Genomic DNA, 22,339 nt, shown 5'->3' on the forward strand with positions numbered 1-22,339 from the left:
TCGAGGAGAAGGATCATGAGTAACAAAACCCAACAACTTTTAGAGATCGATCGTCAGAGAGTATTTCATGCCTCAACCCACCTAAAGCAGTATGCGGCCGGGGAGCTTCCGGGAAGAATTATCTCGAGCGGAAGCGGAATACGCATCACCGATTCAGAAGGCATCGAGCTGATAGACGGCTTTGCCGGGTTGTATTGTGTAAACATTGGCTATGGCAGGACCGAAATGGCCGATGCGATTTATGAGCAAGCCAAAGAACTGGCGTACTACCACACGTACGTCGGTCATACGAACGAAGCGCTCGTGACACTGTCAGATCGCATCATCAAAATGGCGCCTGAAGGCATGAGCAGAGTTTACTACGGCATGTCAGGCAGCGACGCGAACGAAACTCAACTTAAGTTGGTGTGGTATTACAACAATGCTCGTGGTCTACCAGAGAAGAAAAAAATCATTTCGCGTGACCGCGGCTACCATGGTTCAAGTATCGCGTCCGGTTCAATGACAGGTTTGCCGCTGTTCCACGCCCATTTTGATTTACCACTTGAGCGCATCAAACACACCATCGCGCCATATTATTATCGCCGTGAAGACGAGAGTATGTCTGAGCTCGAATTCTCTCAATATTGCGCAGATCAACTCGAAGCGATGATCTTGGAAGAAGGCCCAGAAACGGTAGCAGCAATGATTGCAGAACCAGTGCTCGGTACTGGCGGTATTGTGCCACCACCAGCAGGGTACTGGCAGGCGATTCGCAAAGTACTCGACAAATACGATGTACTCTTGATTGCGGATGAAGTGGTGTGTGGCTTTGGTCGCCTCGGCTCCGATTTTGGCTCACTCCACTACGACATGAAACCAGATCTCATCACGGTAGCGAAAGGGTTAACCTCAGCGTATCAACCGCTGTCTGGCGTGATCGTCGGTGAACGAGTTTGGAGTGTGCTAGAAAACGGCACCGACCAATGGGGCGCTATCGGACACGGTTATACCTACTCTGGTCACCCAATGGGAGCGGCAGCTGCGAACTGCAACCTCGATATCATTGAACGTGAAGGCTTAGTGCAAAACGCGGCCGAAGTCGGCGCTTACTTGCAGCAACGTATGGCAGAGACGTTTAACGATCATCCATTAGTCGGTGATACTCGTGGCGTTGGCTTGTTGCATGCGTTGGAGTTTTCTTCAGACAAGCTTCGCCGAGCACACTTTGATCCAAACTTGAAAGTAGGCCCGCAAATCGCGGCGGCCTGTTTAGAGCAAGGCTTAATCGCTCGCGCTATGCCACATGGTGACATCCTCGGTTTTGCTCCACCGCTTATCGCGAATCGCAACGATATAGACACCATTGTCGACAAAGCGCATCAAGCGGTAAACAAAGTGATGGATAACCTCGTCACATCTAAACAGTGGCAGCCATAACCCACCTAGATTTCAGTAATGCTCGCGGGCTTTGGAGAAGGCCCGCTTTGCACTTTCCATTAAAGAGATAACAAGCCAACCAAACATTTTAGACCCATAGAAAGCACTATTATTTACTACAAGTGGCAATAGTGGGTAAAATGCCCAAAATTGCGCACTAACTGGATAAAACATGGCAAAACTTACCCTTCAAGAACAAATGCTGAAAGCTGGCTTAGTTAATGAAAAGAAACTAAAGAAAGCGAAGAAAGGCTCTAAAAAATCACGCGTTCAAGCACGCGAAGTAAAAGCGGCGGTTGAAGAGAATAAACGCCAACAGTTAGAGCGTGATAAACAATTGAGCGAGCAACAAAATGCTGAGCGATTAAATAAAGAGATCAAAGCGCAGATCAATCAATTGATTGAGATGAACAAGATCGACTTAAAAGATGGCGACATCAAATACAACTTCACTCACGGTACGCTAGTGAAATCACTTTATGTAGATTCACTTATCCGCGAGCAGTTGATCAAAGGTATTTTGGCAATCGCAATTGTTGGTGAAAGCTATGTTGTCATTCCACGTGGAGTAGCGAATAAAATTGCTCAACGTGATGAGTCCGTCATCATCGAACAAAAAGAACCTGAATCGGACATTCCAGCAGAAGACGATCCATACGCAGATTTCGTCGTGCCTGACGATTTGATGTGGTAACAATAAATTAATCGATGCATTAACGAAAAGAGCCGCTGATGTAACATCAGCGGCTTTTTTTATAGAAAAATAATCTACAGAGATGATGTGTTGTTATTGCTTACTTAGTAGCAAATTCGCCCCTGATGCGGCTAAAAACAACGAACATCCGCGATTGAAACGTTTCGCCATTTTTGGATTTGAAAACCAGTGTCTCAAGTACAAACCAAAGATGGCATAAATTGAAATGGCGACCATTTCTAATATCAAAAACGTCGAGCCAAGGGCAAAAAACTGCTCTTGAACGTTGGCACTGGCATCAACAAATTGCGGCAAGAATGCAGTAAAAATAAGAATCGCTTTCGGGTTGCCAGCAGCAAGCGTAAATTCTTGCTTCGCAAGTCCTGCGTAGTTGCGCGAATTGTCTAAGTCAGAGATCGGGCTGGACTCTGAGCGCCAAAGGTTAAACGCAATCCACAGTAGATACAGCGCCCCTACCAGCTTTATTGCCAAAAATAGCATTTCCGACGTATACAAAATCACAGCCAGACCTGATGCAGACAACGCAATCATCGCTGAAAAAGCAGCAATTCTGCCTAAACTGGCCGTAAACGCGGCCCTAAAGCCGTAACAACGAGCATTATTCATTGCCAATAAATTGTTTGGGCCTGGAGCCATATTTAGAGCAAAGCAAGCAGGAATAAAAAGGAGAAGCTGCCAAATATCCATAATAAAATGGTCTTAGTGAGTGATTTTGATCGGTACCCTAACATCTGTTAATAAAGTGAGTAAACCACAAACCGATCTTAAAGCAACTCAGCATCAAATCGTGCCGTGCGAGCTTGAACTAACGTGCAGTTCGTTTCAGCCATCAGCTCCGCTAAGGTGATGTTTGGGTTTTGTCTCACCAAACGTATCAACTTCACGTCCAAAGGTTCCAATTTGTCTTGGTGAGCAAGTAGAGCTTGTTCGATTTTGTTGATCGCAAATCGCATCGTCTCTGCTTCTTCGTTTTTGAGATGCTCTAAAAACGCTTTTACATCCAAAGCCTCGCCCGAGATTTGCCAGTGACGAGATCGTCTAATTCGCTTAAGATCGCACTGTTTTTCTGCTGCGAGTGTTTTCGCTCGCTTGGCATGGTCGCCCCCAATACGGTGAATCAAGGATGGGAGCGAAATCGTAATCTTCGTCTCTTTCATGGCCTTTTCTTTCATCGTCTTAGCCCTCAACCACCGACACATTCTCGCCAACCCAAGCCAACAACTGTTTTGCCGCTTTGGATAACACCTGATTTTGACGCACGATGTAGCCGAAATCAGTGTTTGGAAAACTTGGCAAAGGCGTAACTTCACGAGAAAGCTTTAATCTCGGATCGAGCGAGAAATCCGGCACAATAGCAGTCCCAAACCCCGCTTCCGCCCAGTCGATTTGTGCTTCTACACTGCCCACTTCCATCACGCGATGCTTAGGCAGATTTAGCTCAGGTAAAGACGCATCAATCAGCTCTCGGGTTCGAGTATCGTGCCCTAGCAGGATTAGCGTCTGGCTCTCTTTTCGATTGTCTTGCCACTCAAAAATGTTATCGCCAAACGCACACCAGTGAATTTGCGTGAGAGGCGTGAAATGCAGCGGTTGACTCTCTTTTTGTGCGATAACAAAGCCGATATCGGCACGCGCACTTTTCACCAAATCCACCGCTTGAGAAGATGTGGTGTTGAACAATGCCAAGTCGATCCCCGGATATTCACTTTTGAATTGCTGAAATGGTTTGATAAGCAGTAAACGTGAAACAATATCGCTCGCCGCAATAGAAAGCGTCCCCTGCGTAAGATCGTTGATGGCATTGAGATCTGACTGACAAATTTGCAGCTCATTGAGCATCCGCTGCGCCGTAGCTAACAAACGCTTCCCCGCTTGCGTCAACTGCACGGGATTTCGCTCAATCAATTTCGTGCGCGTGGCTTGCTCCAACTGCTTGATATGCAAACTTACGTTCGGCTGCGTCATGTGCAGTTCCGTCGCTGTTTTACCAAAGTGTTTTACCTCTGCAAGAGTGACGAAGGTTCGCAGCCAGTTCAAATCTAACATTGCCAATTCCGATATGAGATTCTTATCAAGTTAATGAGTATAATTAATTTCTCTTATTATGGCGAACGTCTTAAGATTTTTGCATCTGTTTTTGGAGATTAAATTATGTCGTCTATCGTTGTTGTGGGTGCAAACTGGGGTGATGAAGGCAAAGGCCGCATCGTTGACTTTTTGGCAGAGCAAGCTTCTGCGAGCATTCGTTTCCAAGGTGGTAACAACGCGGGTCACACCGTGGTTAACGATCTAGGTACGTTTAAGCTGCACCAGCTACCAAGTGGCGTATTCAACCCAGACTGTTTGGCAGTGTTAGGTCCGGGTATGGTCATCAGCCCTGCGTTGCTGTCTCAGGAGATTGCGGAAGTTGAAGAAGCGGGCGTAAAAGTGAATATGTGCATCTCTGATCGCGCAACACTGTGTCTACCTCTACACGCACTAGAAGATACGCTAGAAGAACAACGTTTAGGCGACAAAGCATACGGTTCAACTCGTCAAGGTATTGCACCTGCGTATGGTGACCGCGTAATGAAGAAAGGCATCCTAGTTGGTTGGTTGAAGCAACCAGAAGTATTGGTTGAACGCCTTCAATTCATGATGGATTGGAAACTGCCGCAACTGCGTGCACTTTACCCGACGTTCGAGTTTGAACAAACCGCTGAAGAACTGGCGAACTGGCTGCTAGAAGTCTCTGCACCTTGGCGCGATTCAATTTGCAACGTAACGCTTCCTCTAAAAGAACTACAAGCGAAAGACAAAACTCTATTGTTCGAAGCGCAGCTTGGCGCGGGTCGTGACCTTGTTTACGGTGAGTACCCTTGGACAACATCTTCTAACGTTGTATCAATGTACGCGGGTATCGGTAGTGGCCTTCCGGCACTTCGTCCTGAACGCGTTATTGCGGTTGCAAAAGCATTCAGCTCATCAGTAGGTACTGGTACGTTGATCACTGCAATGGAAGAGCAAGACGCTTTCCGCGAACTTGCTGGCGAGTTCGGTGCAACTACGGGTCGTCCACGCGACATGGGCTACTTCGACGCAGTCGCTACGAAGAATGGCGTTGAACTGCAAGCCGCAACTGAAATTGCACTAACGAAAGTAGACTGTTTGACTGGCCTTAACGATCTGAAAATCTGTGTTGGCTACGAAGGCGACCACAGCAAAAACCCAATCTGGCCTCAAACTGCCTCTCTTGCGCCAATCTACGAGAAGATGGAAAGCTGGAGCGAGGACATCACAGGTTGTCGTAAGTTTGAAGAGCTTCCAGTAGCAGCACAGAAATACGTTCTACGCATTGAGGAACTCATGGGCGTACCAGTAAAAATGGTGTCTGTGGGTCCTGGTCGTGAACAAATGATTATGCGATAAGATGTGAATTAACACATCATTGGCAAGCGGCTTTTATCTGTTCCGGGGTAAAGCCGCTTTTTTTTACACTGTAAACTTTGGAAAATTGCACGGCTGAATTCATGTTTAATAACCTCATCACGAGACTCCTACCTCCTTTATTTATAAATCAATAAATTATAGGACTTAACACGTTGTGCACGTTACTAGCACATCTCACTTGTTAAAGAAGCACGTCAATTAGGTTAACTGGTTGATTTGATATTCTTTAAGTGATTAGTTGATCACGATCTTCATCTGCAATTTGTTGAACTAGTACTCAAAAAATCTAACCCGCTGTTTTTAGGATAGATGAGTTCCCCAACATCCAACCTAACAGCAGGTGATTCCCATGACGAAAAATCTTTTCCGCCTCAGTACGATAACCCTTGGTTTGTGCCTTAGTTCTTTGTCTTTCGCGCAATCCGATCTTCCGAACATTAAAATTCTTGCCACTGGCGGCACCATAGCAGGCGCAGGTCAATCTGCAACAGAATCAAACTACACAGCAGGTAAAGTCGGCGTTGAATCATTGATTTCTGCGGTGCCGAGTATGACCAAGATTGCCGATATTTCTGGAGAGCAAGTGGTCAGTATCGGTTCACAAGATATGAATGATGAAGTGTGGCTAAAATTATCGAAAAGAGTTAATGAGCTACTCGCTCAAGATGATGTTGACGGCATCGTCATTACTCATGGTACGGATACGTTAGAGGAAACCGCTTACTTCCTTGATCTGACCGTCAAGAGCAAAAAGCCTGTCGTGATCGTCGGTGCAATGCGTCCTTCCACCGCAATGAGTGCTGATGGACCAGTCAACTTATACAATGCAGTCGTAACAGCCACCGATGAAGATTCAGAAGGACGTGGCGTGCTAGTCGCAATGAATGACACGATTTTCGATGCGCGAGATGTGACAAAAACCAATACAACCTCCGTCAGCACTTTCCAGTCACCCAACTTTGGTGCTATCGGCTACATTCATAATAGCGATGCCAAATATCAACGAAGCCCAGAGCGTAAACATACGACAGAAACCCCATTCGATGTATCAAAGCTTATTAAGTTGCCTAAGGTCGGTATTGTTTATAACTATGCAAATGCCTCCAATTTGCCAGTGAAAGCCTTTGTGGATGCGAAGTTTGACGGCATCGTAAGTGCTGGTGTCGGTAATGGTAACTTGTACCACACTGTGTTTGATGAGCTAGAGAAAGCGAGTAAAGATGGCGTTGTTGTTGTAAGAAGCTCCCGAACGCCTAGCGGCTCAACCACTTTGGATGCTGAAATTGATGACGAAAAATACGGCTTTGTTGCCGCTGGTACATTGAACCCGCAAAAAGCACGTATCTTACTGATGCTGTCACTGACTCAGACCAAAAACTATCAAGACATCCAAAAGATGTTCCAATACTATTAATTCTGTCTAAGGTTCATTTGATAGAGGAGGTACACACCTTACCTCCTCTTACACATAGCGACATGAGCGTCTCTTGTTAGCCAAACAAGCGACGCTTCATTCCTGCTTTTTCCAGAATACGCGTAGTAATTTCCTCAACAGACAGAGAGGACGTATTGATATATGGGATCGCCTCTCTTCTAAACAACGCCTCAACAGTGTCTAGCTCCAGCTTGCACTGCTCTGTGCTAGCGTAATCACTTCCAGACAAACGATTCTCACGGATTTCAGTCAAGCGCTCGGGATCGATCGTCAGCCCAAACAACTTATGACGATGGATCTCAAACTCAGGTAACAAACGCATCATCTTCACATCTTCCGCAATAAACGGATAGTTCACAACACGTAAACCAAATTGCATCGCCATATACAAGCTAGTCGGCGTTTTTCCACTGCGCGACACGCCAAGTAAGATGATATCAGCTTGCTCCAACCCTTTTAGCGTAATGCCATCATCATGCGCCAATGTATATTCAATGGCCGCAATACGGTCGAAATAGGTATCGGAATCTTTCCCCACGCTGCGAGAACGCTGCAACTTAGGCTTTGGTGCCATCTGAATGTCGTCTTGCACTTTCTGCACAATGCTTTCCAAAACATCGTAACTGTATGCCGGCGCTTCAAGCAGCATTTCACGTACTTCTGGAACGACAATTGAGAAAAAGACCAGAGGTTTGACGCCATTGCGCTGGTAGGAAGTTTCAATTTCTTTGACTACGTCAGTAGCTTTGTCCTGGCTTTCAACAAACGGAAAGGTTTTTTCGTTAGGAATGAACGGAAATTGACCGAGAACAACATGCCCTAATGTCTCACATGTTATCGCCGTACCGTCAGAAACATAGAACACATCACGACTTTGGTTATTTATTTGCATTTCTGTTTAATTTTTCAAAATCTTTTGAGTAGGATGGTACACATAATATTAATAAATCAGTTTGGCTTTCAGTTAGGTTCACCACAGCTTTAAAAATTCTTTTGAATTTTTTTCAGCCAGAACGTAATCGTTTGCCTTTGATATCAATCTAAATGAAGCAATGTATGGTCAACGTGTAATAACAGCCAACATGCGTTTGTTTAGATCGATTTAAGTCCCCCTACTAAGCTGCAATGTTTCTGGAGAAAGACATGCAAAAGAACACCCTCTGGTTCAATGGCCTATCCATGGATGATGTCGACAAAGTCGGCGGTAAGAATGCTTCACTTGGCGAAATGGTTTCTAACCTAGCAAACGCAGGCGTTTCTGTACCAAATGGTTTTGCGACAACCTCATACGCGTTTAACCAATTCCTTGACCACGAAGGTTTGGATGAGCGTATTCACCAATTACTCGATGAACTAGACGTTGAAGATGTAGAAGCTCTGCGTAAGACAGGTGCAAACATTCGTCAATGGGTATTAGAGGCCCCTTTCCCTGCGGACCTTGAACAAGAAATTCGTGAAAATTACCAAGAACTGATCGAAGGCAATCCTGAGCTTTCAGTCGCAGTTCGTTCATCTGCTACGGCAGAAGACCTACCTGATGCTTCTTTTGCTGGTCAGCAAGAAACGTTTTTGAACGTGAAAGGCATCGACGCAGTACTAGAAGCAACTAAGCACGTTTACGCTTCTCTATTTAACGACCGTGCGATTTCTTACCGCGTTCACCAAGGGTTCGACCACCGTGGCATCTCGCTATCTGCGGGTATCCAACGAATGGTGCGTTCAGATAAAGCCTCGTCGGGTGTTATGTTTACACTAGACACTGAATCGGGTTTCGACCAAGTTGTCTTCATCACCTCTTCATGGGGTCTAGGCGAGATGGTCGTTCAAGGTGCAGTAAACCCTGACGAGTTCTACGTTCACAAGCCAATGCTTGAAGCAGGCGAACACCCAATCGTTAAGAAAACATTTGGTTCTAAGTTGATCAAAATGATCTACTCAGATAACCAAGAAATCGGCAAACAAGTTGATATCGTTGATACTTCTGATGAAGAGCGCAACACGTTCTCATTGAACGACGACGAGATTAAAGAGCTCGCAAAACAAGCAATGATCATCGAAAAGCACTATCAGCGTCCAATGGACATTGAATGGGCAAAAGATGGCATTGATGGCAAGCTGTACATTGTTCAAGCGCGTCCTGAAACCGTATGTTCACAAACGGAACAAAACGTGATTGAGCGCTACGAGCTACAAAACAAAGCGGATGTTTTAGTTGAAGGTCGTGCAATCGGTCAGCGCATCGGTAAAGGCGTGGTTCGCTTGGTTGACTCTCTGGACCAAATGTCTTTAGTCCAAGAAGGTGACGTGCTAGTTACAGACATGACTGACCCAGATTGGGAACCAGTGATGAAAAAAGCATCTGCAATCGTAACCAACCGTGGTGGCCGTACTTGCCACGCAGCCATCATCGCTCGTGAGCTTGGTATTCCTGCAATCGTTGGCTGTGGCGATGCGACAAGCAAGTTAACCGATGGTGCAACCGTGACCGTATCTTGTTCTGAAGGTGAAACGGGCTACGTTTACCAAGGTGAACTTGAATTTGATGTAAAACGCTCTTCTGTTGATGAACTGCCACTGCTACCAACAAAAGTGATGATGAACGTGGGTAACCCTGATCGTGCGTTTGACTTCGCACAAATTCCAAATGAAGGTGTTGGTCTTGCTCGTCTTGAATTCATCATCAATAAGATGATTGGTATCCACCCGAAAGCATTACTTAACTTTGATGCACAAAGCGATGAGCTAAAAGCAGAAATCACTCAGCGTATTCGTGGTTACAAAGATCCTATCGATTTCTACGTAAGCAAACTGACAGAAGGTATCGCAACCATTGCTGCGGCATTTTGGCCGAAACGCGTTATTGTTCGTATGTCTGACTTTAAGTCTAACGAATACAGCAACTTGGTTGGCGGTAAAGCATACGAACCGCATGAAGAAAACCCAATGCTTGGCTTCCGTGGCGCGTCTCGTTACATTTCTCCAGTGTTTGAAGACTGCTTCGAGCTAGAAACTCAAGCAATCAAACGCGTTCGTAACGAAATGGGTCTGAAAAACGTTGAAATCATGATCCCATTTGTGCGTACACCAAGCGAAGCTGCATCAGTGATTGATTTGCTAGCGAAGTTTGATCTGCGCCGTGGCGATCAGGGTCTTAAAGTCATCATGATGTGCGAACTGCCATCCAACGCGGTCCTTGCCGATGAGTTCTTGAAGTACTTTGACGGCTTCTCGATTGGCTCAAACGACATGACTCAGTTAACGCTTGGACTTGATCGTGACTCTGGCGATGTTGCACATCTATTTGATGAGCGCAACCCAGCGGTTAAGGTGATGCTTCAGATGGCGATTGACGCGGCAACAAAAGCAGGCAAATACGTTGGTATTTGTGGTCAAGGCCCATCAGACCACGACGACCTAGCGGAATGGCTAATGGATCAAGGAATTAGCTCTGTATCACTAAACCCAGATACGGTTATCGATACTTGGTTAAAACTAGGTAAAGTTAGCAGCAAGTAACACACGATAAACTCTAGCCCTCACACTCCCCTTGTGAGGGCTTTGTTATTCACATGTCATTTCACAATCAGTTCGTGATTCCTCTCTCAAGTTCGTCATTTAGTCAATTTCATTATCAAAGTCTGATGACCTAAAATGAATGGTATATCGATAACTCCAGAGAGAATTTGATGAAAAAGCCTATCGCACTCCTTACTACATTGATGCTCCTGGCATCCCCTGCTTATGCCGATTGGGATGAAATTTCCAATAAAATGTCTGAGCTTGGCGACGCAGTTTCTGATACTGCACAAGATGCTTGGGACGACACCAAAGCGTTTTCAAAACAAGCGTGGCAAGATTTCACGAATTGGTCCGAGGAAGCGATCAATACCGCAGGCGAATGGACAGAAGCCAGCATCGAGAAAAGCAAAGAATGGATAGATGCTGCCGACAAAAAAATTGATGAGCTGATGGAAGGCGATACGCCAGAAGAAGCTCGCCAAGCCGTGGACTTAATGGCAGATAGCGCTTTGCTCAAGTTATTTAATGAAAAGCCGGAGGCAAAAGCTATTTACGACAACGCGTACGGCTACGCGGTCTTTGATTCTCGTAAATTATCTTTGCTGTTTCACACCAACTCAGGGTCAGGAGTCGCAGTGAATAAGGAAACAGAAGAACGCACTTATATGAATATGTTTGGTTTGGGCGTTGCACTTGGGGCTGGCGGCAAATTTTACCAACAAGTGGTTCTGTTTGAGAGCAAAGAAGACTTTGATACGTTCGTCAACGAAGGATGGGAGGCCACAAGTGAAGCCTCTGCTGTTGCGGGCGAAGATTCAGAGCAACTTTCAAAACAATTTAACAGCGGCGTCGCCGTCTATCAGTTGAACGCTAAAGGTTTGCTCATCGATGCTAACGTGTCTGGTTCTAAATATTGGGTTAACGAAGAGCTCACTAACTCGCAGTAATGCATAGCAACTAATTGCACAAATAAAATCGTTGTTATGCACCCTTATCAATAAGTTAACGGGGATATGATTCCTCAAAACTGAGCACTTACGCAACTTTCTCTATGGAAGTCACCAGAAGATGGCGACTTCCCTTTCTCGTTGGATTGCTTTTGGTTATGCTTGCGCAAAACCACCTGCAATTCGGTATCCCATGCCTGACAATAACTTTAATAATCTGCTAGCAGAAGCAATTTCTGCTCTTAACACGCCTAACTTTACTCCTAAACTTATGCGTGTCATTCGCACTCTTTTTCATTTTGATTGCGCAGTTATTTTAGGTTACCGAGAAGGTAAACATCCTATTTATCTCTACGACTCAATTGAGAACGAGCGAGAGTTACTTTTTCAACGCTACCTTACTGACTCATTTCAAAATGACCCTTTTTTTCTCAAACTAAACGAGACAAAGCAACAAGGCGTATTTACGCTCAAAGACGTGGCGCGTAAAGGCGTTGACTTCACCTCATACTGCGAGCAGTTCTATCATCAAACAGGGTGGAAAGACGAGCTTAGCATGCTAGTCGAAGTTGAATCTGGCCGTTGGGTCATGCTGTACTTCGGATATATGACTGATGGAAAATACTTTTCTCAGCAACAAATCAATAAGCTAAAGCCCTATTTCCCGATAATTCAGTCGCTTAGTCAGCAGCATTGGAAACAAACGGAATTTACCTTTTCTGAGCCTGTTTTTGCACAGAGTGCTTATTCTGGCAGTATGCGATTAGCCATTGAGCAAGCTTTAGCAACGTTTGGCGTAGAATCACTCACCCGTCGCGAACAAGAGGTGGCTTCGCTTCTCGCTCAAGGGTTTGACACCAAAGAAATTGCCGCGCGGTTACACTTAGTTCAAGGCACGGTCAAAAATCATCGAAAGCGAATTTACTCGCAATTAAATGTGTCTTCATTGAGTGAGTTATTCCAGCTTTTCCTCAATCACCTCATTCTCCATTCAAGATAAAAAACTGTCCCTTAAGGGATATATCGAGAAAAGGTGTCGCGTTTTAGTCTGAATGTAACAACCACTAAGACAGACAAAAAGAATGACGACACCATTACTGCAAGATTTACAAGATCGTGGCTTGATTGCACAAGCCAGCGATTTGGAAGAAATTCAGACACTTCTCTCACAGCCACAAACCGTTTACTGCGGCTTCGATCCTACAGCTGGCAGCTTGCATATCGGCCACCTCGTGCCTTTGATTATGCTTAAGCGCTTTCAAGATGCCGGACACCAAGCTGTTGCCTTGATTGGCGGTGCAACGGGCATGATTGGCGACCCAAGCTTTAAAGCGACTGAGCGCAGTCTGAACTCAGAGGAAATCGTCTCAGGCTGGGTTAACGATCTTTCTAATCAAATTCAGCAGTTGATGAATCACCAACTGACCAAGCCGATGATCATGGTGAACAACGCTGACTGGATGAAAGCGATCAATGTGATCGACTTCTTCCGCGATGTGGGTAAGCACTTCTCGATCAATACTATGGTCAATCGAGAATCGGTAAAACAACGCCTGCAACGACCTGACCAAGGTATCTCCTTCACCGAATTTAGCTACGCCCTACTGCAATCGTACGATTTTGCCGAGCTAAACCGTCGATACGGTTGCCGTTTGCAAATCGGTGGCAATGACCAATGGGGAAACATCGTCAGCGGGATCGATTTAACTCGCCGTCAAAATGGTGAGCAAGTATTTGGCTTAACTCTGCCGCTGATCACCAAATCCGATGGCACCAAATTTGGCAAAACTGAAGGTGGTGCAGTATGGCTAGATCCTAGCAAGACCTCTCCTTACGCGTTCTACCAGTTCTGGCTTGGCGCAGAAGACGCCGACGTTTACCACTTCCTGCGTTACTACACGTTCTTGAGCTGCGAAGAAATTGCCAGCATTGAAGCGCAAGACCAAGCAAGCCAAGGTAAGCCACAAGCACAACGTATCCTCGCTGAGGAAATGACGCGATTTGTTCATGGCGAAGAAGGCCTAGCTAGCGCCGAGCGCATCACTCAAGCTTTATTCAGCGGTAATGTGCAACAACTGAGTTTGGGTGAATTAAAACAATTGGAGTTGGATGGTTTACCAAGCATTGAGAGCGCACAGCAAGATTTGGTTGAGCTGTTGATTGAGTCGGGTTTAGCAAGCTCGAAGCGTGTTGCACGCGAACACATCAGCAACAACGCCATCAGTGTAAACGGTGAAAAAGTGGCGGCTGATAACCCAAGTTTGAGCTTCCCACTGTTTGATCAATATTGGTTACTGCAACGCGGTAAAAAGCACTTCTGCCTCGTGAAGCGTGCCGCGTAGTAACACTCGAAGTACAAAGCCCATAAAAAATTCCCCTCACCGCTTTCGTGATGAGGGGAATTCAAATTTGAACGATTTTAAGCCTAACAATAGGCAAAGGCGTTGCTTATTGCGTTCTTAAACGTTGCCAGTACTTTTCGTAAATCGCTAACGTTTCTGCGCCAACATCATTAATAAACTCGCCTTTTTTCATGTCTTCTGATGAAGGGAAAATAGTACGGTTATTTTTCAACTCTTCTGGCAATTTGTCACGCCCAGCGTTCGTTGCCGACGCATAACCCAAACTGGTCACGATTTCCGCTTGGTTCTCTGATTGGTACATGAAGTTAATAAATTTATGCGCCAATGCTTTGTTTTTACTGCCAGACGGAATAGTGAAGTTGTCCATCCACAATACCGCGCCCTCTTCCGGCATCACGAACTTCAGCTCAGGCATTTCAACCTGTCCTTGGAATGCGTTGCCGTTCCATTGCATGCCGACCGATGTTTCACCGGACACGTAAGGGACTTGCGGCGCATCTGAGTTGTACAGTAATACGTTGTTTTTCAGCGCGACTAGAGAATCAAAAGCCTGCTCGATTTCTGCTTCGTCTTTTGTGTTCACGCTATGGCCATTTTTCTTCAGCGCCATACCGAACACATCGCGAACGTCATCAATCAGCATGACTTGTTGTTCGTATTGAGACTCCCATAAGTCTGCCCATTTGGTCACTGGTTGCTCAACCATGGATTCGTTGTAGCTGATCCCGGTAATGCCCCAAATATAAGGCAGCGAGTAATCATTTTTAGGATCGTGCGCTTGGCCAAGTAAGCCGTCCATTGTGTCTTGCATGTTTGGCACTTGAGCGTGATCTATTTTCGAAAGCAGTCCTTCTCGACCCATTTTTTCAATGAAGTACGCAGAAGCAAAAACCACATCGTAACCAGAACCTTTTAGCAATTTTAGCTTGGTATACATTGATTCATTATTCTCAAAGGTCGAATAATTAATCGTAACGCCTTCTTGTTTTTCAAACGCTTTTAACGATGCTTCCGGCAAATAGCCACCCCATGCATAAACGTTCAACGTTTTGCTATCTGCATGAGCAAACATGCTGAGCACAAGAGCACTCAGCCCCAATCCTTTGATGATTAATTTCATGGTATGCAATCCAACCAGTCCAGCGACGCGCTGGGATTCGGGTGCATAATTAGGTAATTGTTACCCAATTGAAAGAAAATTTAATTAATCTTTAACAGCAAAAATATTTATCGAATTTATAAAATTAACGCATGTTTTTAATAGCGACTGTGCATACCAAAATGATGAGACATTCCATCTTCCATTCGGCCACCTTTCCAGCCACCAGAGCCGAGTAAATTAAGCACATCTTGAGCGGTATAATCGGCACCAGAAAAGAAATCATGCGCCACGTCTGAGCGTATTGCTTGCAACTCTGGTTGATTTTCCAAATCAAGATCTTGCGGATCCGCATATAATGCCAACGCAATTTTTTGTTGGCACGCGCTTAACTCGCTGGTGCTCGTCTTTACCTGACCAACCGAAAAGTACTCACGACTACCGTATCCCACTATCAATCTGGTACTCATTAGCTTAATCACTTTCTTAATGCGACGACGTTGTATAAATCTCAACATGTTTTGTTATTCCTGTATTAAGTTGGCTATGGTCGTATTCTTTTGTTCGAATTAAAACACTCTGTTTTATCCGCGAAATTTCTCTAGCGCTTTTCGCAATGATCGGTTGTATAATACGATTCTGAAATATTTTGTTACGTTACCTTGGTAACCCCTGAGACTGCAACATGAACAACAGCAGATGGGTCGGCTTTATAGGCGGCACGATTGTCTTACTTAGTACCTTTATCCTCTTCGGATCTTCCGTCCACGCTGCTTGGTACCGAATCCCTGCGGAAGCCATTCATGGTATCGCCTTCACTCTGGCTTTTGGTTTAGGGTTAAACAGCCTACTGGCGTACGCGACGGCAATGATTACTCTTGCTGCACTATTCTACATTGGCTTTGTCGTTAGCTATCGGGTCCATCAGAAACTTAAATAAACTTCTGTCTCAACCTGAGCTTAATAACGGATACTTAATAACTAAAAAGGGAGCAAACGCTCCCTTTTTAGTTGTCAGCATGTAGATGTTCTATACTCGCTTTAATCATTAAGGTGGTATACCCTCAACGACTGCTGCATACCTGAAACATCATCACCTAAATACTCAACCGTCATTGGAACCTTGTCCAACAGAGTAAAACTAGAGTCACTGAACCTTCCATCAGCATCACTCTCCAAATGAACAAAAAACGCAGGCTTATCCGCAATCAATGTAATTTTCCTCCCTTCAATAGAGACACCTATATTGGCTTTCGCTATCGGCAAGGTTTTTAGCTCGTGAGTACTAAACCATGTGTTGCATATTCTGTCTTCACCGATTTGCGCTTCAACATAGAAGAAGCCTGACGTAAGTTCATCCTTCTCGATCAATTCATCCAACTGCCACAAAATCGTATTGCTGTCTGCTATGACTGTTTGCTCTAAGCTCCAACATTGCTTTTCTTCCCCTTGCCAATCTACCCACTTGAGCAGTGCGTTGACGCTTGCGGACTCTTTGGCATCATTGAGCAAATGTAGGCTCAACTCGCCTGTATGCTCGGAAAATACCAAATACTGCGGCGCAAAAAAGCGTTTTGCATGGTAGTGCAACTGCTTCCATCGACCACTGTATTCCAAACTAGACCAAGAACTGACAGGCCAATTGTCGTTGAGTTGCCAGTACAGCATGCCGCGACAAACTGGAGAAATGGCACGCCAATGATCGCATGCAGTTTTGATCGCGATTGCCTGCTGAACTTGACTTAAATACAGCATACTCTCAAATCCAGAGGGAAAACGAAAATAGCGCGTGAACATCTCTATGATAATACTATTACCTCGAGGGTTCTTCTGATGTTGTTCGAAAGTTGGGGATGTAATATTCCAGTCTTGCTCAGGGACAAACCGCTTAACTTCGGCAAAAGATGGCCAAGATTGAAAACCAAACTCAGAGCAAAAACGAGGATTCACGTCAATGTAGGCACTGAATGATTTTCCTGAATGCCAAACGTCCCAAAAGTGCATATCGCCTTTACTATCATCATGCCACGCATCACCGAAATCCAGTTCACCATTACATGGGGAACTTGGCCAGAAACGGCGAGTGCTATCTTGCTCGGTAATCTCCTTCTCAATCATGCGGTTGAGGCGATCGTAGTTAACCGTGTATTTGACTTTGCTGCGCTTAGATTCGTCATACCAACCAATAGCTCCAATCACTTCATTGTCACCACACCAAAGTGCGATTGATGGGTGCTTCTTAAGCCTCGGGATTTGGAATCTAAGTTCTTCTTCTACGTCTTTTAAAAACTCGTCGTTTGATGGGTACAACGAGCAGGCGAACATCATGTCTTGCCACACCAACAAGCCAAGTTCATCACAAAGGTTATAAAAGGTTTCACTCTCGTACTGACCACCGCCCCATACGCGAATCATGTTCATGTTGGCGTCAACCGCACTTTGCAAAAGGTTGCGATAACGTGTTTCGTACTCTCGCCCCGGCATTGCGTCAATAGGGATCCAGTTGGCACCTTTAGCATTAATCGGTACGCCATTGACGATAAATTCCATTGCAGAGCCGTGCTCATCAGCTTGGTTATTTAGGGTTAACTGACGCAAACCAATGTTGTGCGTTAACTTTTGCTCTCTGCAAGAAATGGAAATGGGATAGAGATACGCTTCGCCATAACCCGATGGCCACCAGCGTTGAGGCTCCAAAATGTGGAACTGGCAATGATAGTGACCACTTCCTTTTGTTTTAATACATTGACGCTCACCATTAAATTCAACCATCATTTCATGGCGTTGACTGTCCGTTTCCACTTCAACTACTACATCAAGAAACACACTCCCATCGGCTTGCCATTGCTGCTCTGTCGAGAAGCCTTTGAGCCAAAGCTCATTCACAATGTCGATTTGAATGGGGTCGTAAATACCCGATACCATCAAGCAAGTGCCCCAGTCCCATCCGGAATGGCATTGTGTTTTGCGGATCAAGTTCATGTGTGGAATTTGGTTGTTGCCCATTGCCGATGGAATAGGAAATGGCAGTTTTTTTGCTCTTGCGATACCTTCTAAATCCGCCCGAGCAAACTCAATCCGAATCGTGTTAGTACCTTGCTTTAAATGCGGTTTAATATCCACACGTTGCTGGGTAAACATGTTGCTGCACGTTAGTGCTAGCTCACCATTAACATAGAAGGTTGCCAATGTATCGACACGAGTTAGCGTCATCCAAATTTGCTTGGCAGACAACGTAAACGCGTCGACTTCAAACTCACGTGAGATATGCCACTCACACTCTTCAATCCATCGAACTTTGTTTTCATTATCGGCAAAATAAGGATCTGGAATCTGCTCTGCTTGTAAAAGCGCCGACACATTATCGCCCGGAATAAACATTGGAATTTCAAGATTGGGGCGCTGTGGCGAGGTAAGCATCCACTGCCCGTTAAGTTCGAAGTGAGCCATCGAGTTAAACCTTAGCTTGGGAAAAACATGTTTTCTCAATGTAATCCTGATAATCCCATGCAAAAACAAGGGAAATGTTAATTACATACGAAATGCGGTGCATTTCACGTAAAAACTCTTTCTTTTGATCTCTACCCAAAAATCAGCAACTTGGCTAACCTGTTAAAAATTAATCGAAATCTAAGGTTATATTTGCAACTTCGACATGTTAACATCATCGGCTTTTTGAACATCCTCACACTTTTCGTCGAAACGATGTGAGGGGAAATGCACGGCTTCATAGCCCTAAAAAGCGAAGTAATTATGTCAAATATGACGAATGCCGCCTCCCACACAGCGCCTATTCAGGATGCTGACTATTCTGCTATTCATCCCCCATCTTTACTCAAGCGCCTCGAACTCACCAATCCTGTCTTTTGGTTAAGTGGTAGCTTCCTCACTCTATTCGTTTTACTTGCTCTAACGAATACCGACTCTCTAACCGCAATGGTTAACACCGGCTTCGGCTTTGCTACTAAATATTTCGGAGCTTACTGGCAAGTACTGCTTCTTCTGAATTTCCTAATTGGTTTGGCTCTTGCGTTTGGTCGCACTGGTTATGTGCGCCTAGGTGGTCTAGCGAAACCTGATATTGATAACTTTAAGTGGTTGTCAATCGTACTCTGTACTCTACTTGCAGGTGGTGGTGTGTTCTGGGCCGCAGCTGAGCCTATCGCGCACTTTGTGACTGCTCCGCCTCTATACGGGGAAGCCTCACCGAAAACTGCCGCAATCAATGCCCTATCTCAGTCTTTTATGCACTGGGGCTTCTTAGCTTGGGCGATCCTTGGTGGCCTATCTTCCATTGTCTTAATGCACTTGCATTACGATAAAGGCCTGCCTCTTAAGCCGCGTACTCTGCTTTACCCTGTGTTTGGTGATAAAGCCATTAAAGGCTGGATTGGTGATGTTGCTGACGCATGTAGCATCATTGCAGTAGCAGCAGGAACCATCGGTCCTATCGGCTTCTTAGGTTTACAAATTAGCTACGCGCTAAACTCATTGTTTGGCCTGCCAGATACGTTCGTAACGCAAAGTATGGTTATTATGGCGGCGATCCTGATGTATACCCTTTCCGCACTGAGCGGTTTGAGCAAGGGTATTCAAATCGTCAGTCGTTACAACATCATTTTGTCTGTACTATTAATTGGTTACATCCTGTTCTTCGGGCCGACAAGCTTTATCGTTGATGGCTACGTGCAAGGCGTTGGTCGTATGGTGGATAACTTCTTCCCTATGGCACTTTACCGTGGTGATACAGGCTGGCTAAGTTGGTGGACAGTATTCTTCTGGGGTTGGTTTATCGGTTATGGCCCAATGATGGCGATCTTTATTGCTCGTATCTCTCGTGGTCGTACAATTCGCCAATTAATCATGTCTATTAGCATCGCGGCACCGCTGATTACTTGCTTCTGGTTTAGTATCGTTGGTGGCAGTGGCCTTGCGTTTGAACTTGATAACCCTGGTTTGATTTCATCTGCGTTTGAAGGCTTTAACTTGCCTGCAGCACTGCTAGCGATTACTGGTGAATTACCTTACCCTATGATCATTTCGGTTCTGTTCCTGATCTTAACGACAACATTTATCGTGACGACGGGTGACTCGATGACTTACACAATCAGTGTAGTGATGACGGGCTCAACAGAACCAAACGCAGTGATTCGCTCGTTCTGGGGGCTGATTATGGGTATTGTCGCTATTGCGCTTATCTCAATGGGCTCTGGTGGTATTTCTGCATTGCAGTCTTTCATTGTGATTACCGCCGTGCCTGTGTCTTTCATTTTGCTGCCAAGCATTTGGAAAGCACCCGGCATTGCAAGCAGAATGGCGAAAGAGCAAGGCCTCGTTTAAAGCTCCTTCCTACCAATATGCGAAAAAGAGCCCTTCATTGGGCTCTTTTTAATTCTGCGCTTTATCCTACGCTATCAATGCGAATCATCACTGCGTCTGGACGCCAATACTCGAATTCGCAGTCCATTAAATGCCCATCTTGTTTGTAGTTTACCCGCCGAATTTTCAGAACGGGTTGTCCTTCAGCCAAGTTCAACGCTTTAGCGACATGAGCAGGTGCTGACGTTGGAATCACATCAAAACGAGAGCGCTTTGTTTCGTAACCATACTTCTCACGATAAATGCCCGTCAGGGACATGGTGAGGTTCTCAGACAATATACCCTCAAACAGTGCCGCTTTGAGCACGTTCTCAACAAACAATACCGCTCGCCCATCAATAAAACGTAACCGTTCAATTACATGAATTGGGGTAATTCGCTCCACCTCTAACGATTTGGCATACTCACCTGCGGCCATTTCACTTCGCACGTTGAGTAACTTAGTTTCTGCAATACGATGCTGCTCTCGAATCATCTGATGGAAGTGAGAACGAGACAACGGGTTGTAACAGATACGCTCAGGAGATACATACCAACCCCGGCGCTCTTCTCGATAAATAAGACCTTCCGTTTCCAAAGACACCAACGCATCTTTGATAGTGATTCGAGTTGTAGAAAACAGCTCACTGAGCTCTCTCTCTGACGGCAGTTTTTGTCCTTCCGACATGATGCCGGAAAGAATCTGCTGTTTTAAGCTGCTTCTAATTTTTCCTAATTGGGTACCAAATTGTCCCGTGCCTGTCGCTCTCATTCTGATCTAGTCCAAGGATAATTTGACGAATAACATAAGGCGATTACGTAACAAAAATATGACATTAATCAACAGAACACATACTGAACGTATGAAATATAAGTGCCATATAAAATCAGCAAAACTGTCAAATTACTTGCGCTAAATCGTCACATTCCATCCATAGCATACAAAGCGAACTTACTGACCTAGTCCAGAAGGATGGAGACAATGAAAACTTTGCTAAGTCGTTCAATTACCGCACCAGCGGCAATCATTGCGGTAACGCTCGCTACGCCAACAGTCGCGAAAGAAGCCGATATTGAATCTTTGGTAGCAGCAGCACAAAAAGAAGGGGCGGTTTACAGTGTGGGTATGCCTGACAGTTGGGCGAACTGGAAAGACACTTGGGCTGATTTAAAGTCAAATTACAACCTTAAGCACCAAGACACGGATATGAGCTCGGCTCAAGAAATCGCAAAATTCGAAGCTGAGAAGAAAAACGCGACCGCAGACATTGGTGACGTAGGCTTTGCCTTCGCACGTGTAGCGGTTAAAAAAGGCGTCACTCAGCCATATAAACCAACAACTTGGAATGACATCCCAGATTGGGCAAAAGACGAAGATGGTCATTGGGCACTTGCTTACACTGGCACTATTTCTTTTATCTCCAACAATAACCTCGTAAAAGACGCGCCAAAAACGTGGGATGACCTATTAAAAGGCGACTACAAAGTGACCGTAGGTGACGTAGGCGTAGCAGCACAGGCAAACAACGCGGTTCTCGCCGCAGCGTTCGCCAACGGTGGGGACGAATCCAACCTCAAGCCTGCGCTCAAATTCTTTTCTGAACTCGCGAAGCAAGGTCGTCTTTCATTTACCGATCCGAACATCGCCAACCTAGAAAAAGGCGAAGTTGAAGTGGCGATCATGTGGGACTTCAATGCATTGAACTACCGCGACAAAATTGACCGCGACCGCTTTACAGTGAGCATTCCTCAAGATGGCTCTGTGATTTCTGGTTATACAACCATAATCAATAAATACGCGAAGAACCCTAATGCAGCAAAGCTTGCTCGTGAATACATCTTCAGCGATCAAGGGCAAATCAACTTAGCAGAAGGTTATGCGCGTCCAATCCGCACCAACATCACACTGCCTCAAGCAGTGCAAGACAAGCTAATTGCTAATGACCAATACAGCAATGTTCACCCAGTGACTGACTTCTCAGCTTGGGAAAAGTCCGCACGTAAGCTGCCACGTCAATGGCAAGAAAGTGTCTTAATCCACCAGCAATAAGAGTA

The 22,339-nt window shown here is 45.3% G+C and carries 19 protein-coding genes; 11 read left to right on the plus strand and 8 right to left on the minus strand.

Translation table 11 applies throughout. The features are described from left to right. Positions 1–15 precede the first annotated feature (15 nt). Complete coding sequence (locus R7E42_RS03355; RefSeq protein WP_213871453.1) at positions 16–1,419, plus strand: aspartate aminotransferase family protein; 1,404 nt, start codon at positions 16–18, stop codon at positions 1,417–1,419. 172 nt (positions 1,420–1,591) lie between these two features. Next, the gene (locus R7E42_RS03360; RefSeq protein ID WP_017633576.1) at positions 1,592–2,113 is read left to right on the plus strand and encodes a DUF2058 domain-containing protein; all 522 of its coding nucleotides are present in this window, start codon (positions 1,592–1,594) and stop codon (positions 2,111–2,113) included. Positions 2,114–2,206: 93 nt separating this feature from the next. Here R7E42_RS03360 and R7E42_RS03365 read toward each other — a convergent pair whose 3' ends face one another. The 3 genes from R7E42_RS03365 to R7E42_RS03375 form a co-directional block, all read right to left on the minus strand. Further along, positions 2,207–2,821 carry a LysE family translocator gene (locus R7E42_RS03365; RefSeq protein ID WP_031781094.1) on the minus strand — a complete coding sequence of 205 codons (615 nt, stop codon included), beginning with the start codon at positions 2,819–2,821 and terminating at the stop codon, positions 2,207–2,209. A 77-nt stretch (positions 2,822–2,898) separates the two neighbouring features. Then, positions 2,899–3,291: a ribosome recycling factor family protein gene (locus R7E42_RS03370; protein ID WP_017819813.1), complete on the minus strand. Its 393-nt coding sequence runs from the start codon at positions 3,289–3,291 to the stop codon at positions 2,899–2,901. 19 nt (positions 3,292–3,310) lie between these two features. Further along, positions 3,311–4,180: a LysR family transcriptional regulator gene (locus R7E42_RS03375; protein ID WP_005373812.1), complete on the minus strand. Its 870-nt coding sequence runs from the start codon at positions 4,178–4,180 to the stop codon at positions 3,311–3,313. 105 nt (positions 4,181–4,285) lie between these two features. Between R7E42_RS03375 and R7E42_RS03380 the strand changes: the two genes are divergently transcribed. Together R7E42_RS03380 and ansB are read left to right on the plus strand one after the other, a co-directional pair. Then, positions 4,286–5,542 carry an adenylosuccinate synthase gene (locus R7E42_RS03380; protein WP_005387066.1) on the plus strand — a complete coding sequence of 419 codons (1,257 nt, stop codon included), beginning with the start codon at positions 4,286–4,288 and terminating at the stop codon, positions 5,540–5,542. A 370-nt stretch (positions 5,543–5,912) separates the two neighbouring features. Beyond that, positions 5,913–6,977 carry an L-asparaginase 2 gene (gene ansB / locus R7E42_RS03385; protein WP_213885425.1) on the plus strand — a complete coding sequence of 355 codons (1,065 nt, stop codon included), beginning with the start codon at positions 5,913–5,915 and terminating at the stop codon, positions 6,975–6,977. A 76-nt stretch (positions 6,978–7,053) separates the two neighbouring features. On the opposite strand, the gene R7E42_RS03390 is transcribed toward ansB, so the two are convergent. Then, complete coding sequence (locus R7E42_RS03390; protein ID WP_005373820.1) at positions 7,054–7,890, minus strand: pyruvate, water dikinase regulatory protein; 837 nt, start codon at positions 7,888–7,890, stop codon at positions 7,054–7,056. Positions 7,891–8,141: 251 nt separating this feature from the next. On the opposite strand from R7E42_RS03390, the gene ppsA reads away from it, so the two are divergent. The 4 genes from ppsA to tyrS all read left to right on the plus strand — a co-directional run bounded on the left by ppsA (position 8,142) and on the right by tyrS (position 13,806). Next, on the plus strand, positions 8,142–10,514 hold the full coding sequence (gene ppsA, locus R7E42_RS03395) for a phosphoenolpyruvate synthase (RefSeq protein ID WP_005373822.1): 2,373 nt from the start codon (positions 8,142–8,144) through the stop codon (positions 10,512–10,514). A 170-nt stretch (positions 10,515–10,684) separates the two neighbouring features. After that, positions 10,685–11,464 carry a hypothetical protein gene (locus tag R7E42_RS03400; RefSeq protein WP_005373824.1) on the plus strand — a complete coding sequence of 260 codons (780 nt, stop codon included), beginning with the start codon at positions 10,685–10,687 and terminating at the stop codon, positions 11,462–11,464. 193 nt (positions 11,465–11,657) lie between these two features. After that, positions 11,658–12,464: a helix-turn-helix transcriptional regulator gene (locus R7E42_RS03405; RefSeq protein WP_318072358.1), complete on the plus strand. Its 807-nt coding sequence runs from the start codon at positions 11,658–11,660 to the stop codon at positions 12,462–12,464. 82 nt (positions 12,465–12,546) lie between these two features. Continuing rightward, positions 12,547–13,806, plus strand: coding sequence for a tyrosine--tRNA ligase (gene tyrS, locus R7E42_RS03410; RefSeq protein WP_042523265.1), 1,260 nt, complete (start codon positions 12,547–12,549; stop codon positions 13,804–13,806). A gap of 106 nt (positions 13,807–13,912) precedes the next feature. On the opposite strand, the gene R7E42_RS03415 is transcribed toward tyrS, so the two are convergent. Next, positions 13,913–14,947, minus strand: coding sequence for an ABC transporter substrate-binding protein (locus tag R7E42_RS03415; protein ID WP_047102765.1), 1,035 nt, complete (start codon positions 14,945–14,947; stop codon positions 13,913–13,915). 137 nt (positions 14,948–15,084) lie between these two features. After that, a complete protein-coding gene (locus R7E42_RS03420) occupies positions 15,085–15,444 on the minus strand; it encodes a DUF6559 family protein (RefSeq protein WP_206957457.1) in 360 nt (119 codons plus the stop codon). Between the two features lie 167 nt (positions 15,445–15,611). On the opposite strand from R7E42_RS03420, the gene R7E42_RS03425 reads away from it, so the two are divergent. Next, on the plus strand, positions 15,612–15,866 hold the full coding sequence (locus R7E42_RS03425) for a hypothetical protein (protein WP_176319136.1): 255 nt from the start codon (positions 15,612–15,614) through the stop codon (positions 15,864–15,866). A gap of 101 nt (positions 15,867–15,967) precedes the next feature. Here the strand turns inward: R7E42_RS03425 and R7E42_RS03430 are convergent, their stop codons facing one another. After that, a complete protein-coding gene (locus R7E42_RS03430) occupies positions 15,968–18,376 on the minus strand; it encodes a beta-mannosidase (protein WP_318072345.1) in 2,409 nt (802 codons plus the stop codon). A 303-nt stretch (positions 18,377–18,679) separates the two neighbouring features. Here R7E42_RS03430 and R7E42_RS03435 point away from each other — a divergent pair, with 303 nt between their 5' ends. Then, a complete protein-coding gene (locus R7E42_RS03435) occupies positions 18,680–20,266 on the plus strand; it encodes a BCCT family transporter (protein WP_005373846.1) in 1,587 nt (528 codons plus the stop codon). A gap of 61 nt (positions 20,267–20,327) precedes the next feature. On the opposite strand, the gene R7E42_RS03440 is transcribed toward R7E42_RS03435, so the two are convergent. Beyond that, a complete protein-coding gene (locus tag R7E42_RS03440; protein WP_239945251.1) occupies positions 20,328–21,056 on the minus strand; it encodes a UTRA domain-containing protein in 729 nt (242 codons plus the stop codon). Positions 21,057–21,266: 210 nt separating this feature from the next. On the opposite strand from R7E42_RS03440, the gene R7E42_RS03445 reads away from it, so the two are divergent. Then, a complete protein-coding gene (locus tag R7E42_RS03445) occupies positions 21,267–22,334 on the plus strand; it encodes an ABC transporter substrate-binding protein (protein ID WP_005373851.1) in 1,068 nt (355 codons plus the stop codon). Positions 22,335–22,339 lie beyond the last annotated feature (5 nt).

This window comes from Vibrio sp. Vb1337 (assembly GCF_033338715.1).
GTDB classification, from domain to species: Bacteria; Pseudomonadota; Gammaproteobacteria; order Enterobacterales; family Vibrionaceae; genus Vibrio; species Vibrio alginolyticus.

What these genes read in the sequence shown, in the direction of transcription:
- R7E42_RS03355 (WP_213871453.1), top strand. Translation starts at nt 16, where the DNA reads ATGAGTAACAAAACCCAACAACTTTTAGAGATCGATCGTCAGAGAGTA.
- R7E42_RS03360 (WP_017633576.1), top strand. Translation starts at nt 1,592, where the DNA reads ATGGCAAAACTTACCCTTCAAGAACAAATGCTGAAAGCTGGCTTAGTT.
- R7E42_RS03365 (WP_031781094.1), bottom strand. Translation starts at nt 2,821, where the DNA reads ATGGATATTTGGCAGCTTCTCCTTTTTATTCCTGCTTGCTTTGCTCTA.
- R7E42_RS03370 (WP_017819813.1), bottom strand. Translation starts at nt 3,291, where the DNA reads ATGAAAGAGACGAAGATTACGATTTCGCTCCCATCCTTGATTCACCGT.
- R7E42_RS03375 (WP_005373812.1), bottom strand. Translation starts at nt 4,180, where the DNA reads ATGTTAGATTTGAACTGGCTGCGAACCTTCGTCACTCTTGCAGAGGTA.
- R7E42_RS03380 (WP_005387066.1), top strand. Translation starts at nt 4,286, where the DNA reads ATGTCGTCTATCGTTGTTGTGGGTGCAAACTGGGGTGATGAAGGCAAA.
- ansB (WP_213885425.1), top strand. Translation starts at nt 5,913, where the DNA reads ATGACGAAAAATCTTTTCCGCCTCAGTACGATAACCCTTGGTTTGTGC.
- R7E42_RS03390 (WP_005373820.1), bottom strand. Translation starts at nt 7,890, where the DNA reads ATGCAAATAAATAACCAAAGTCGTGATGTGTTCTATGTTTCTGACGGT.
- ppsA (WP_005373822.1), top strand. Translation starts at nt 8,142, where the DNA reads ATGCAAAAGAACACCCTCTGGTTCAATGGCCTATCCATGGATGATGTC.
- R7E42_RS03400 (WP_005373824.1), top strand. Translation starts at nt 10,685, where the DNA reads ATGAAAAAGCCTATCGCACTCCTTACTACATTGATGCTCCTGGCATCC.
- R7E42_RS03405 (WP_318072358.1), top strand. Translation starts at nt 11,658, where the DNA reads ATGCCTGACAATAACTTTAATAATCTGCTAGCAGAAGCAATTTCTGCT.
- tyrS (WP_042523265.1), top strand. Translation starts at nt 12,547, where the DNA reads ATGACGACACCATTACTGCAAGATTTACAAGATCGTGGCTTGATTGCA.
- R7E42_RS03415 (WP_047102765.1), bottom strand. Translation starts at nt 14,947, where the DNA reads ATGAAATTAATCATCAAAGGATTGGGGCTGAGTGCTCTTGTGCTCAGC.
- R7E42_RS03420 (WP_206957457.1), bottom strand. Translation starts at nt 15,444, where the DNA reads ATGTTGAGATTTATACAACGTCGTCGCATTAAGAAAGTGATTAAGCTA.
- R7E42_RS03425 (WP_176319136.1), top strand. Translation starts at nt 15,612, where the DNA reads ATGAACAACAGCAGATGGGTCGGCTTTATAGGCGGCACGATTGTCTTA.
- R7E42_RS03430 (WP_318072345.1), bottom strand. Translation starts at nt 18,376, where the DNA reads ATGGCTCACTTCGAACTTAACGGGCAGTGGATGCTTACCTCGCCACAG.
- R7E42_RS03435 (WP_005373846.1), top strand. Translation starts at nt 18,680, where the DNA reads ATGTCAAATATGACGAATGCCGCCTCCCACACAGCGCCTATTCAGGAT.
- R7E42_RS03440 (WP_239945251.1), bottom strand. Translation starts at nt 21,056, where the DNA reads ATGAGAGCGACAGGCACGGGACAATTTGGTACCCAATTAGGAAAAATT.
- R7E42_RS03445 (WP_005373851.1), top strand. Translation starts at nt 21,267, where the DNA reads ATGAAAACTTTGCTAAGTCGTTCAATTACCGCACCAGCGGCAATCATT.